At 55.8% G+C, this 13374-nt stretch carries 13 protein-coding genes; 9 read left to right on the top strand and 4 right to left on the bottom strand.

All coding sequences use genetic code 11. The features are described 5' to 3' along the window. Positions 1-27 precede the first annotated feature (27 nt). Complete coding sequence (locus P9J64_13230; protein ID MDG5469285.1) at positions 28-279, bottom strand: hypothetical protein; 252 nt, start codon at positions 277-279, stop codon at positions 28-30. A gap of 4 nt (positions 280-283) precedes the next feature. After that, positions 284-781 (bottom strand): 2-amino-4-hydroxy-6-hydroxymethyldihydropteridine diphosphokinase, encoded by a 498-nt coding sequence (gene folK, locus P9J64_13235; GenBank protein MDG5469286.1) that lies wholly within the window; start codon positions 779-781, stop codon positions 284-286. 173 nt (positions 782-954) lie between these two features. On the opposite strand from folK, the gene P9J64_13240 reads away from it, so the two are divergent. From P9J64_13240 to P9J64_13255, 4 genes are read left to right on the top strand one after another with little or no spacing between them, the layout of a single operon-like run. Continuing rightward, on the top strand, positions 955-3663 hold the full coding sequence (locus P9J64_13240) for an HAD-IC family P-type ATPase (protein ID MDG5469287.1): 2709 nt from the start codon (positions 955-957) through the stop codon (positions 3661-3663). A gap of 34 nt (positions 3664-3697) precedes the next feature. Next, positions 3698-4639, top strand: coding sequence for an AAA family ATPase (locus P9J64_13245; protein ID MDG5469288.1), 942 nt, complete (start codon positions 3698-3700; stop codon positions 4637-4639). A 29-nt stretch (positions 4640-4668) separates the two neighbouring features. Continuing rightward, complete coding sequence (locus P9J64_13250; GenBank protein MDG5469289.1) at positions 4669-5514, top strand: DUF58 domain-containing protein; 846 nt, start codon at positions 4669-4671, stop codon at positions 5512-5514. Beyond that, positions 5489-7390 carry a DUF3488 and transglutaminase-like domain-containing protein gene (locus P9J64_13255; GenBank protein MDG5469290.1) on the top strand — a complete coding sequence of 634 codons (1902 nt, stop codon included), beginning with the start codon at positions 5489-5491 and terminating at the stop codon, positions 7388-7390. The genes P9J64_13250 and P9J64_13255 overlap by 26 nt, the downstream gene beginning before the upstream one ends. A 17-nt stretch (positions 7391-7407) precedes the next feature. Here P9J64_13255 and pcnB read toward each other — a convergent pair whose 3' ends face one another. Continuing rightward, positions 7408-8739 (bottom strand): polynucleotide adenylyltransferase PcnB, encoded by a 1332-nt coding sequence (gene pcnB / locus P9J64_13260; protein ID MDG5469291.1) that lies wholly within the window; start codon positions 8737-8739, stop codon positions 7408-7410. Between the two features lie 145 nt (positions 8740-8884). On the opposite strand from pcnB, the gene miaA reads away from it, so the two are divergent. From miaA to P9J64_13285, 5 genes are all read left to right on the top strand, one after another. After that, positions 8885-9784 carry a tRNA (adenosine(37)-N6)-dimethylallyltransferase MiaA gene (gene miaA / locus P9J64_13265; protein ID MDG5469292.1) on the top strand — a complete coding sequence of 300 codons (900 nt, stop codon included), beginning with the start codon at positions 8885-8887 and terminating at the stop codon, positions 9782-9784. Beyond that, positions 9781-11067: a glycosyltransferase family 2 protein gene (locus tag P9J64_13270; protein MDG5469293.1), complete on the top strand. Its 1287-nt coding sequence runs from the start codon at positions 9781-9783 to the stop codon at positions 11065-11067. The genes miaA and P9J64_13270 overlap by 4 nt, the downstream gene beginning before the upstream one ends. 92 nt (positions 11068-11159) lie before the next feature. Next, the gene (locus P9J64_13275; protein MDG5469294.1) at positions 11160-11546 is read left to right on the top strand and encodes a PilZ domain-containing protein; all 387 of its coding nucleotides are present in this window, start codon (positions 11160-11162) and stop codon (positions 11544-11546) included. A 90-nt stretch (positions 11547-11636) separates the two neighbouring features. Further along, positions 11637-12134, top strand: a complete 498-nt coding sequence (locus P9J64_13280; protein MDG5469295.1) for a ferritin family protein — start codon at positions 11637-11639, stop codon at positions 12132-12134. Continuing rightward, positions 12121-12453 carry a hypothetical protein gene (locus tag P9J64_13285; GenBank protein ID MDG5469296.1) on the top strand — a complete coding sequence of 111 codons (333 nt, stop codon included), beginning with the start codon at positions 12121-12123 and terminating at the stop codon, positions 12451-12453. The genes P9J64_13280 and P9J64_13285 overlap by 14 nt, the downstream gene beginning before the upstream one ends. An 87-nt stretch (positions 12454-12540) precedes the next feature. On the opposite strand, the gene P9J64_13290 is transcribed toward P9J64_13285, so the two are convergent. Beyond that, the gene (locus P9J64_13290) at positions 12541-13179 is read right to left on the bottom strand and encodes a response regulator transcription factor (GenBank protein MDG5469297.1); all 639 of its coding nucleotides are present in this window, start codon (positions 13177-13179) and stop codon (positions 12541-12543) included. Positions 13180-13374: the final 195 nt, after the last annotated feature.

Raw genomic sequence — 13374 nt, forward strand, 5'->3', positions numbered from 1 at the left:
TTGGAGGGTAGTGAATCTTAAGCAGCTTCAGCTGCGATTCCGGTATTTGTCTCGGCACTCAGCCGAACAGAAATAGTGCGTTGAGCCTTTGACCTGGGCCTTGATGGCGTCGTTGCGCGGTATGTAGGTGCCGCACTCAGGGTCAAGAAGCATCTCTTCACCACGGGAGGTTTTCTCCGGTGGTGGCGGAGAGTTCTTGGTCAAGGCCTGCTTGATGATCTGATAGGCCGTATAGATCAGAAAGCCGACCAGCAGATAGATAAGGGGTTTTACCAGCATACGATTACCAGCTTGTGCGCAAGGGCACCAGTTCTGCAGCACCGGGGCTGACTGCCGCCAGATCGGTGATGGTTTGGTCAAGCAACGGGTGCCTGAGGTCCGGGGCGATCTCCTTCAGGGGAACAAGCACGAAAGCACGCTCCTGGAGCCTTGGGTGTGGAATGATCAAGTCATCTTCAGCAAGGACCTGGTCTGCGTAAAAAAGGATATCGACATCGAGGGTGCGTGGTGCCCACCGGACCGGTCGCGAGCGGCCGAATTCATTTTCCGCAGCCAGACAGACCTCAAGTAACTGTCTGGGTTCAAGCGAAGTCAGGATCTCCAGGACCGCGTTCAAAAAAAACGGATTATCCGGAGGACCTCCAACAGCCTCGGTTTCATAGACCCCGGAGGCCTGCACCAGCTCAATGGCAGGAGAGTCGGCGAGGATATCGCGTCCTCCGCGCAAGAAGGCCAGACGGTTGCCGAGATTACTGCCAAGGCCAAGGTAGGCTGTGTTCATGATGACTAAAGACTCCCTCTTCTTCGGCTTGAATATAAACATAGTGGCCGATGGGCGTCAACCATACTGATACGCTTTACTGAAAACCGATTTCGCCACAACCTGATATAATTGATTCAGGATCGTCTGTTCATCATTTGCTCACTGTAAGTGCTTGCATCCGGGAGGTTGCAATGAGCAGAGCCGAGGCGAAAGTTGATGTCACAAAGGTTCTCTGGCACGCTCTTGATGACTCCACTGTTCTCGCCAGAACCAACAGCGGTCTGCATGGGCTGACAGCCCTGGAGGCAGAGGAGAGGCTGCATCAATACGGCCCGAACTGTCTGCCATCCAACCCTCCCCCCGGCCTTGGCCTTATCTTCCTGCATCAATTCCTTAGCCCCCTGATCTATATTCTGATCGCAGCAGGCCTGGTCTCCATGGCAATCGGTGAATGGACCGATGCCGGCTTCATCTTTGCGGTTATTTTACTTAACGCCGTGCTCGGTACTTTTCAGGAGTGGAAGGCGGAACGCAGCGCAGCATCGTTACAACAACTGCTGAAAACCTCCTGTCGCGTCAGACGCGACAACCACCTGTTCGACCTGCTCGCTGAAGAACTGGTCCCCGGCGACTTGGTCCTCCTCGAATCAGGCAGCCGGGTTCCGGCCGATCTGCGTCTTCTCGAAGTCCGCAACCTATCGATCGACGAGTCGCTGCTGACAGGCGAATCCCAGGCCGTTGACAAACAGCTGGGCAAGTGCGCAGAGACAACGCCGCTGAGTGAGCGACTGAACATGGCCTTTGCCGGCACAACGGTCACCAGCGGCCGCAGCCTCGGTGTGGTAGTGGCCACGGCACAGCTGACCGAGGTCGGTTCGATCGCGGTGGCGGTGGCAACAACAACTCTGGTCAAGCCGCCGTTGGTCCTGCGCATGGAGCAGTTTGCCCGTCAGGTCAGCTACCTGGTGGTCGGTTTTGTTGTGCTACTGGCGATCGTCGCTGCCGCACAGGGGACTCCTTTCAACGAAGTCTTCCTGCTGGCAGTCGCCCTGGCGGTTTCCGCTATTCCGGAAGGCCTGCCGGTGGCCATGACTGTCGCCTTGTCGATCGCCACGACGAGGATGGCAAGGCGTAATGTCATTGTCCGCAAGCTGACTGCTGTTGAAGGACTGGGCAGTTGCACCTGCATCGCCAGCGACAAGACCGGCACTTTGACCGTCAATCGCCAGACGGTTCGCACCCTCTGGCTGCCTGATGGGGCCAACTACCTGGTGAGCGGTGAAGGCTATGCCGGAACGGGTGAAGTGCTCCGCAGTGACGGCAGGCCAGCGCTGGGCAAGGAACATGACCGTCTATGCGAACTGGCTCTGGCCGGTGTGCTCTGCAACGAAGCCTCGTTACGCCTCGTGCTTGGCGAGTGGCTGCACCAGGGTGATGCCATGGACGTGGCGTTGCTGGCCCTGGCCCATAAACTCGGCCTTGACCCGGAAGTGGAAGCCGCTCAACACGCCGTACTCGGCGAAATCCCCTTTGAATCTGAACAGCGCTATGCCGCCCGTTTCGTGCATCGTGAGCACTCCCAGTGCATCATCAAGGGTGGTGTTGAGCAGGTTCTGGATTTCTGTACGACGATGAGCGGGCAGAATGGTCCAGTGCCCCTCGACATACTGGAGGTCGAAGGCGAAGCGTTAAGATTGGGCCGAGAAGGCTACCGGGTCCTGGCCGTGGCATCAGGACCGCTTCCTGAACAGGGCAAAGCATCCCTGTCATGTTCAGACGATGTACCGGAGCTGATGTTGCTCGGCCTGATCGGTTTTATCGACCCTCTGCGACCGGAAGTGAAGGATGCCCTTGGCATCTGTCGTCGCGCCGGCGTGCGGGTGGTTATGGTCACCGGAGACCATCCGGCAACGGCTCTCGGCATTGCCCGGGAGCTGGGGCTTGCCAAAGACGAGACAGACCTGGTCACCGGCCAGGAACTGACGAAAATCACCGCCGGCGGAGCGGACTGGCACGAAAGACTCGGTCGCACAGCTGTTTTTGCCCGGGTGACGCCACTGCAGAAGCTGGTGATTGTCGATGCCTTGAATCAGCAGGGGCACTTTACCGCTGTTACCGGCGATGGCGTCAACGATGCGCCGGCCTTGCGCAAAGCCCATATCGGTGTTGCCATGGGCACCGGTACCGATGTCGCCAAGGAGACCGCTTCAATCATCGTCGCCGACGACAACTTTGCTTCACTGGTGGCCGGAATCGAGGAAGGCCGCTTTGCCTACGATAACATCCGCAAAGTTGTCTATTTGCTGATCTCCACCGGCGGGGCGGAGATTGTGCTTTTCAGCCTGGCCCTCTGCTCTGGCCTGCCGATCCCCTTAGGGGCGGTACAACTTCTATGGCTGAACCTGGTGACCAACGGCATTCAGGATGTTGCACTCGCCTTTGAGGGCGGCGAACCTGGCGCTATGTCTCACCCTCCGAGGCCTCCCAGGGAAGGCTTGTTCAACCGGCTGATGGTGTCGCAGACGCTGCTCTCGGGGGTCACAATGGGATTGTTGGCCTTCTCGACCTGGGCCTGGCTGCTCGCCCAGGGGGTGGGGGTGCCTGATGCGCGCAACTTTGTGCTATTATTGATGGTATTGTTGGAGAATGTTCAGGTGTTCAACTGTCGATCGGAGCGGGTTTCGGCCTTCAGGATGCCGCTAAAACGCAACCCACTGTTGATCGGCGGGGTGTTCTTTGCCCAGGGGATTCATATCCTGGTCATGCAGTGGCCTTTCATGCAGCGGGTCCTCGGTGTTGCGCCGGTCACCCTGGGCGTATGGTTGAGCCTCTTCAGCCTGGCCGGGCTGCTACTGGTGGTCATGGAAGTCTTCAAAGCAGTTCAAAATCGACTGAAGTAAAGGGCCTTATCGCCCAAGGAGTCAATCAAACATCATGTCAAATGATCCGCGTCTTCCGGTCCTGAATGTCATCGACACTCTCGCCGACCACTATCTCAAAGGCAAGGTCCAGGCCATCAAACTGGCCATGATGTCACTCCTTTCCGGCGGCCATCTGCTGCTCGAGGATATCCCCGGCCTCGGTAAAACCACCCTGGCCCTGGCTCTTGCTCACGCCCTGGGGCTCTCTTTCGGTCGCATCCAGTGCACCAGCGACCTGTTGCCTTCCGATATCACCGGCCTGTCGATTTACGATCGTAACGAAAACCAGTTCAAATTTATTGAGGGACCGGTCTTCAACAACCTGCTTCTGGCCGATGAAATCAACCGGGCCATGCCGAAGACCCAGAGCGCGCTGCTCGAGGCGATGGAGGAGCACCGTGTCACCATCGAGGGGAAAACCTATCGTCTGCCGGACCCCTTTATCGTCATTGCCACACAGAACCCGGTTGAGCAGGTTGGCACCTACCCGCTACCAGAGTCGCAGCTTGATCGCTTTCTGATTACCACGGGCATTGGTTACCCACCGGAGTCGATGGAAAAAACCATTATCCAGACCGGCAGCATCCGCGAAGGCATTCGCGAGATTAAACCTTTGATCACCCGCGAAGAGCTTCTGCGCGCCCGTCAGGCGATCCGCGACGAGGTCCAGCTTTCAGACAAAATTACAGAGTACATCTATCGCCTGGTGGTGGCAACTCGCGAACATCCGATGTTGATGGCGGGGATTTCAACCCGTGGCGCCATCAGCCTGGCTGATACCGCACGCAGCCATGCCTTCCTGGCTGGTCGCGATCATGTCATCCCGGAAGATGTCAAAGCCCTCTACCTGCCGGTTTGCGCACATCGCCTGATTTTGCGTCCGGAGAATGAAACCCTCGATCGCAAGGAGATCCTGCTGTCGCTGCTCGACGAAAATCCGGTTCCTTTGGTCTGAAGCTGACCCGTGCCGGGTTACTCTATATCGTGATTACCCTGTTGCTCGGCTTTGCCGCCGTCAACACCGGTAACAACCTGCTCTACCTGCTGGTTTCCGCCCTGCTCGGGTTCATGTCTGTCTCCGGCGTGCTGGGTAAATGGAACCTGGCCAAGGTCGACTTCCGCTTTCTCTTGCCCGAGGAGATCTATGACGGAGTACCGACCTTGCTCGGCATCGAGCTGGTCAACAGACGTCGCTGGCTGCCGATCTTTCTGATGGAGATCAGCGTCGCCGAACGCACTGTTTTTTTTCCCCTGGTTGACCCCCTGCAGGGGCGGCAGAAAAGTCTTGAGATTACCCTCTCCGGGCGCGGTCGTCAGCAGCTGCCTGAAGCCTCCGTTCGGTCACGCTTTCCGGTTAACTTCTTTATTCGTTCACAAGGCTTGCTCATCGAGCAGGAGGCAACGGTTTTTCCGGCGCCACTGCCCTGTTCCGATCTACGCCAGGTTGATCCCGGCGGCGGGTCGGGCTCGCAGCAGAACTGGCAGAGGGGCTACGAAGGAGACATCAACCGCATCGCCGATTACCAGGGCGGTGAGCCTCTCAAGTCGATACACTGGAAGCTCAGCGCCCGCCATGATCGTCTCAAGGTCAAAGAACTCTCGGCTGCAACCCGTAAGCCCGTCGTGCTTGACCTGATGACTTTGCCCGGCTCAAGCCTCGAGCAGCGCCTGCGCCAGGCAACTTACCTGATTACGCGCTGGCTGCGCGACGGTTGGCCGGTTGGGCTGAAGGCCGGCAAACTGGAGCTTCCACCCGCTGTCGGCAGGCAGCAAAAACTTCTTTTACTGCAGGCATTGGCTCATTATGGTCAGGATCAAAAGACTCCTTGATATACTCTCCGGTGTCGTCGCCCTGCTCTGCATGGGCCCGATCCTGGCATACCTCGATCTGCCGCTGCTGCTAATCGCGCTGATCGCGATCCCGGTCGGCTTCTGGTGTGATCGCCGGGAACGTTATCCCCTGCCGGTCTGGCTGGCAACGCTGATTGCTCTGTGCGGCATGGCTTTGTATGCCATGCAGATCACCCGCGCCGAGGTTGCCATTCCGGTCGTGCACGCCATGCTGGTTCTGCTGGTTGTGCGCCTGTTGACTCCAAAGGAGAGTCGAGATTATCTGCAGATCTTCGTGCTGGCGCTCTTTATCCTCGCCGGAGCGTCCCTGATCAACCTCGAAATAGGTTTCGCCCTCTACCTGGTGCTGCTGGTCTTCGCTGTAACACTCGGTCTGGTGCTTTTAACGGTTCATGTCACCGACCAGAAGTTGCTCATGACACGTCAGGATCTGAAAAAGCTGATCAAGGTTGGCCTCGTTCTGCCGGCGATTTCCCTGCTCCTGATGTTGGTCTTCTTCGTCGTTCTGCCAAGAACCCGACATCCCCTCTGGAATTTTCTCAACCCGTCGAGCAAAGGCCAGGTGGGCCTCGCCGAGACGGTGCAGCCGGGCAGTTTCTCCCAGATTTCAGCAAATAACGCTCTGGCCTTTCGTGCAGAAGGGCCCGAGCTTGCCCCTGAAGACCGCTACTGGCGAGCCCTGGTTCTCAATCAGCCGAAAGAGGGGCGTTGGGTCCGCAGCACACCTCCTAAAACAGGGGGCAGCAGGATTGATGGCCCCGCGCCGCTGACCTTCACCATTTACCCGGAGCCACGTAGCGATCGCTACCTAATGACCCTGGATCGGCCGTTGCTCGTCGATGGCATCCGCAATAACCAGACCGTTGATCAGATGTTTATCGCCCGAAGCGCCATCGATCATCGCTTCCGCTACGAAGTACGAGCCAGCCCGGGGGCTCTGCTGAAAGTCTCCGGTGACGTGGATCGCGATTTTTATCTGCGCCCGCCTCTTGTGGTCTCTCCGCGAATGCGCGCCTTAGCCAGCAGGATTCTCACTCAGGGTGACGATGTGTCCGTGCGAATTGAGGCTTTGGCGGACTTTTTCCGCAATCAGGAGTTGAGCTACGCCCAGGATGACCTGCCGTCCGGACCCGATGCAATCGACTCCTTTCTCTTCGAGAAGAAACGTGGCTATTGCGAATTCTTTGCCTCGGCGTACATTACCCTGGCCCGACTGGCTGGCATTCCGGCACGCCTGGTCGGTGGTTACTACGGCGGTGATTACAACCCGATGGGTGGTTATTACCTGGTGGGAGAAGCAACCGCCCATGTCTGGGTTGAGGTCTTGGCTGCCGACAACAGTTGGCAGCGCATCGACCCCAGCCAATGGGCGATTAATGCCGAGACAACTCTGGGCTTGCGTGACAGGGAGCAGCTGAACCCTTTTCGGCAATTGGCCGACAGCCTTAATTACCACTGGGTGCAGGCGGTCGTTGTCTTCGACCTGAAGCAGCAGATCACGATCTTTCGAGAGACGCGAGCAAAATTACGCAACTTACGTTCAGTGCAGGCACCGGAACAGCTGGGGAAAGTGGTCGTCGCCCTGCTGCTGGGTATAGGGTTGGTTGTGTGTTCCTTTGCCTTGCGGCGAAAGCCCAAAGAGGTGCGCCTGCTGGGTGAGCTTCGCAAGAAGCTTGAACAGCGCTACGGAGCAGATATATTCCAGCCTGGTTCTGGCTTGGCGGAGATTGGTGAACAAGTGGATAGTGATATTTGTCGAGAGTTTGCCAGAATCTATTACGGTGCTATCTTCCGTGACCGCAGCTTGACGGCCCAGGAATTCAGCCAATTGAAAAACTTGTTGAAGAAGCTTTAAGATCTGTTTTAACGGAATTAGGCCGTGGCCGGCTTCTTAGGCCGTCTGCGCCGTGGCCGATGATGGGTCCGGCGGCTCGCTTGCGGCTCGGCATGACTGGCCTGATCGGGGCCTCTATGCAACGCTTTCTGCCAGACTTCCAGCTGCTCTGGATCGCCGTCAATCGCCTGATTCCAGAGGCGAAACAGCACAAAAGCACGCGCTGCTGCCGGATTTTGCAAAAAACGTTTCTGTCCCCGATGACCGAGTCCACGGGTAAAGCGATAGCAACCAACCAGCATTTCTCGCGCCTGATGGCGCAAACCGTGAGCAAGACGAAAGTGTGTGCAGTAGGGTGTTAACAGATGCCCGGCCGAGTGTAAAACTTCATTAATCGGCAGCGCCGACTGTGCCGGGCATTTGTGCCAGAAGCGATCGATAAAGAGAGCAGCCAGAATCATGCTTTCATCGACATGCCCCCCCTTCCTGAAATACTGGTTAAGGAGTTCGAGCAGCTTAAAGGTCGACTCTCCCGGTTGGTAGCCACCCATCATCGGCTGCATCAGCCCGAGATCCTGTGCACGCTTGAGGACTGCTGCCCCGACACCGTGGCGGAAGAGTTCCATCAACTCTTCACGGACCCTGGCCGGAGCGGCCGCAGAGATTAAGGGTGCCTTCTCCGAAATCCCTGCCAAGGTCTCAGCATCAAGAGAAAAATCGAGCCGGGCGCTGAACTCCAGGGCACGCAGCATGCGCACCGGGTCTTCCTCGAAGCGAACCCTCGGATCACCGATCACCCGTAACTGGCGATTCTCGAGATCCTTCAAGCCACCGACATAATCTATAATCGAAAAGTCAGCAATATTGTAGAAGAGCGCATTAATGGTGAAGTCGCGCCGGAAAGCATCCTCACGCGGTGTGCCGAACTGATTCTGAACAAAAAAGCTGTGTTCCCCGGGATCTTCCGGCAGCTCATCGGGGTGGGGGTGGCGCCGGAAGGTGGCGACCTCAATGACCAGGTCGCGACCGAACCGGACATGGGCAAGCCGAAACCTGCGCCCGACCAGGAAACAGTTGCGAAACAGCTTCTTCACCTGCTGTGGTGTCGCGTCGGTGCCGATATCGAAGTCCTTCGGCGTCCTGCCCAGCAGCAGGTCACGAACGCTGCCGCCGACCAGGTAGGCCTGGTAGCCGTGGCGATGCAATCGATAGAGGACTTTAAGCGTATTTTCGTCAATCTGTTTGCGGGAGACGCCGTGGGCTGAACGGGATAATATCACCGGGGGACCGGCTGTTTCGTTTATGTTTGATGGAGAGCCGGCCATGGAGAGTCTGTCTTCCTCGCCGCCTTCAGGAAACTCAAGGCGCAAAATAAAGTTTCCACTGTATAGCAGATTTCCACTCGCGAAGGAAGCTTGCCGGGAATACGCATTGTCATAAGCCGTCGATCCGGTTATAAATAAGCTCCTGAATACTTGTCTGCATCCTCTTCCTTTTTTGGGAGTTATCTCTTAAATGAATCTCCTTGTTCTGCTCGGGCCGACGGCTTCGGGGAAAACTCATCTGGCCGTTCAGGCCGCCCACCAGCTTGATGGCGAGATCATCTCGGCTGACTCGCGGCAGGTTTATCGTGGTCTGGATATTGGCAGCGGCAAGGACCTCGAAGAATACGGATCAACACTCTATCATCTTATCGATATAACCAATCCCGGCTACGAGTTCAGTCTGTTCGACTTTGCCCAGGCTTTCAGCCAGGCGTTTAGCGAGATCAAGAGCCGCAATCATCTACCGATCCTGTGCGGAGGGACGGGTCTCTACCTTGACGCCGTGCTGCAAGGATATGAGTTGGTGAAAGTCGGTGAGAACAAGGTATTACGTCAGGAGCTGGAGCCTCTGCCCCTTGCCTCTTTGCAAGAACGATTACAAGCCCTGCGCCCGGAGCAGCACAACACAACGGACCTCGAGGACCGCTGCCGCTTGATCCGGGCGATTGAAATCGCGGTCGGTGAAGAGCAGGCGACGGCCAGGGCCCTGGAACTTCCTGATTTAAACCCCAGAATTTTCGGCCTGCGCTGGCCACGGGAGCTGTTGAGGAAACGTATCACGCAACGGCTGCGGCAGCGTCTCGAACAGGGCATGATCGAAGAGGTCGAGGGCCTGCATAAGGCTGGCGTCACCTGGGAGACGTTAGACTTTTACGGCCTGGAATACCGTTTCGTCGGCCAGTACCTGCAAGGGCAACTGAACCGCAACGACCTTTTTCAGAAGTTGAACAGCGCCATTCAACAATTTGCCAAACGTCAGGAGACCTGGTTTCGTCGCATGGAACGTCAGGGTGTTGTGATCCACTGGCTGGAGGGTGAAGCCGATCCCGTCGCCGAGATGCTCGCCGCCTGTCAGGATTATGCCAGATGAGCCATTTCCCTGCAGCTGTTCAGCGTTACCTGGACAAGCGTGTCGCCAAAGGCCCCTGGACTGTTACCGGCGCTGAGAACAGCTCTTTTACCGGCGCCGTAGTGATTCCGTCTCTGGCAGAAGCGGACAGTCTCTTTGCCACATTACAAAGTCTGGAGGCGAACCCGGCACAATGGAGAGACTCTTTCCTGGTGCTGGTGGTTGTCAATCATGGCGAGCAGGCTTGCAATGAAGAGAAGCAACAAAACCTTCAGGATTTGACCCGACTTATCGAATACTCTGCAGAGTCCACGCTTCCCCTGGCCTGGATTGACGCCGCCAGTCCAGCCCTTGAAATCCCGGCCAAGCAAGCCGGTGTGGGCTTTGTCAGAAAGCTGGGGATGGATCTTGCCCTAACCTGTCTGGACTGGCAGAAGGAACCACTGTTGGTCTGCCTCGATGCTGACACCCTGGTGGAGCCGAATTACCTGCAGACCATCGTGACTCATTTCCAGCAATCACCCCTGGGTGCGGCTGTCCTGCCCTTTCGCCACCAGAAAGCAGAAGACGCTCTGCAACAGGCAGCGATCGAGCGTTATGAGCTGTTTATGCGCAGCTACGTTTATGGTTTGCGCCTGGCCGGATCACCCTATGCCTTCAACAGCGTAGGGAGTGCTATCGCCTGTCGGGCAGAGGCTTATGTGCGCTGCGGCGGGATGAACAATCGAAAGGCTGGAGAAGATTTCTACTTCTTGCAAAAACTGGCCAAAACCGACGGCGTTGACCGGATGACCGGCACCAGGGTGTTTCCGGAGCCGCGTGTTTCGTCGCGGGTCCCCTTCGGTACCGGCCGCAGCATGGGCCGCCTGCTGGAGGGGGACACAGAAGGCGTGCTCTTTTATCCTGTTGCTGCGTTCGAGGTTCTGTCGGGCTGGTTGCTTAACGTCACGCAGAATCTTGCCGCTGATGCGAACCTGCTGTTCAGCCGTGCCGAAAAGATCTCTGCTGTCCTGGCTGATTATCTTGTGCAGATCGACTGGCATGCAACCTGGCCGAAATTACAGAAAAACCACCCGACTGAAAAAGGGCGCGCAGAAGCTTTCCACTCCTGGTTTGATGGTTTCCGGACCCTGCGACTGATTCACCTGCTTTGCGATGCAGGCTTGTCGCGCGGTGAACCGCAAGAGATGCTGCCTGATTTTTTCACCTGGGATGGTCGCGACTGCCCAAAAACTGTGCCCGCCATGCTGGAAGAGCTGCGCCTTTGCGATCAGCCTTCGTTTACAACCTCAGATAACGACTGACAAGTTTTAAAAAAAATCTAAAAAGCTGTGCTATTATTGATACGAATGACACCAAGCTCTGGCTGAGAGCCCACGGGGAAGAAGAGATGTCGATGAGTGAGTCTGAAAACACCGATTACACCGAGGAACAGAAGAACAAACGCCGGGCCGTAAGGGCACCGTTAATCGTGGAAAAAATCCCCTGTGGAGATGGTTACAAAACCCTCTTCGGCTACGCCAAGAATGTCAGCCGCGGGGGTCTGTTCATCACGACGGTGAAGCCTCGAGAGCCAGGAGATACATTCCTCATCGAGTTGACCTTGCCGACCAAACCGCCATGCAAGGTGCGTTGCCAGTGCGAAGTGGTCTGGAAACGCCTCTTCAAGCGCAAGGACCACCATGAACCTGGAATGGGCCTGCGTTTTCTTGATCTTGCCAAGGGCGATGGTGACAAAATTGAAGCATGGGTCGAGGAACAGACGACGAAGTTTACAGGGTAGTCTGTCACTTGTAGAGCATGAATAACTTTTGCTCGGCATTGTGATTTTCCCTTGAGCGGCCCCCAGGTGCTGCAAAGAAAGGAGAGTGTTATGCCCCAGGAAATGAAAATGATTGAGGCGATCAAGATGGCTATCCAGACCGAAAAAGACGTTATGGATTTTTATCTCAAAGCAGCGGCCTTAACGGAAAACGAACGTGGCAAGAAGGTGTTCGAGCAGTTGGCCAGTGAAGAACGCGAGCATGCCGGACATTTTTTCAAGATCTACACCGGCAGTGATCTTGGTTCCTTTGAAGATTTTATGGCTCAACCGCCTTCAGCCAGCCATTCCATGCTTAAGCAACTGGAGAAAGCTCTTGATGAAAATGTCCATGAGCGCAAAGCGATGGAACTGGCCATGCAGGAAGAGGAGGATCTTCTCAAAAACCTGCGCATGACTGCTTCCCGAATTGTTGACCCCGGCGTACGTGCCGTCTTCGACCGCATGGCCGAGGAAACGGAAAATCACTACGCTATCATTGAATCGGAGTATGCTCACATGATGGGCATGGTCCACGAAACGGATATTGATACCTATGTACGAGAATAATTATTTGCAAAGTCTGCTTTTGCTGGCGGGGCTATTGCTCCTGCCTGTTACCGCTATTGCTGTGCCGGGGGCTGTGCATGATGTACATCGTCTCCCCGCTAATGACGAGTTCCAGAGTACGATAGAGAACCGTTGCACCATCTGCCACACCCGTGGCCGGGTCGACAAGGCCCTTGGGCAGGAGGAAGACCTGGATGTCCTGCTCCAGCGCATGATCGAACGTGGGGCCATTATCAGCGAGCGCGACCGGAATGTGCTTGGGACCTTCTGGGGTTCACCCCTCAAAGAAGAGGAGCCTTCTTCTCCGCCTACACAATAAAACTTTCCTCTTTAACTCCAAGAAACAAAAAAAGTCCGCCTCACATATGAGGCGGACTTTTCGGTTTTTAATTGAAAATCTCAGGCTCTACACCAGACCTCTCTTCTGTGCATAAAGTGTCAGATCAACGCGATTGGTAATGCCCAGTTTACGGTAAATATTGTGGACATGAATCTTAATCGTACCCTCACGGACAATGAGCTTTTCTGCAATCTGCTGGTTACTCAGACCGCCGGCGACACAGCGCATGACCTCAGTCTCCCGGGCCGTGAGAATTGTCGCAAGACGCCTCATCCCCGCCTCTCGATGCAGCATTTTCTCAAAGGCATGACCAATAGACTCTTTCTCCATCCACAAGCCCCCGGCAGCCACTTTTTGCAGACACTGCAACAACAGGTGGGCGGGCATGTCCTTCAGGACCACACCTTTGACCCCATAACGAAGGGCATCAATCGTCTGATCTTCATCCATGGCCGTTGTCAGGATAACGACCATGACCTCAAGCGAGCTGTTTTTCAGCTCGTTTATCAGATCAAGTCCTTTGCGATCAGGCAGGTTGATATCAAGAAGCAGGATATCAGGTTGCTCTTTCCACACCGCCTTAATGGTCTCTGCCGCTGTCGTGCAACTGGCAAGAAGCTCAAGTCCAGGTTCTGATTTCAATAGCTGGGCCAAACCGAGAAGAGAGAGTGGGTGTGGATCCGCAGCAACCAATTTAATGGCCATATAAACTCCAAAGGGACATCGCAGTTAAGGAATCGGCAACCAAGTCTAACTCAATTTCGAGAATTTGACAAAGAGAGAGGGTCGAGAAGCTCAAGCGGGCCATCCCCTCCGCCCCTTTGCGAAGGGCGTTAAAAAACAATAAATTCTTATGTTTCAGGCTCTTTTCAAACAAAAGTATAACCAATGTTATAGGTA

Source organism: Deltaproteobacteria bacterium IMCC39524 (assembly GCA_029667085.1).
GTDB lineage: Bacteria > Desulfobacterota > Desulfuromonadia > Desulfuromonadales > BM103 > M0040.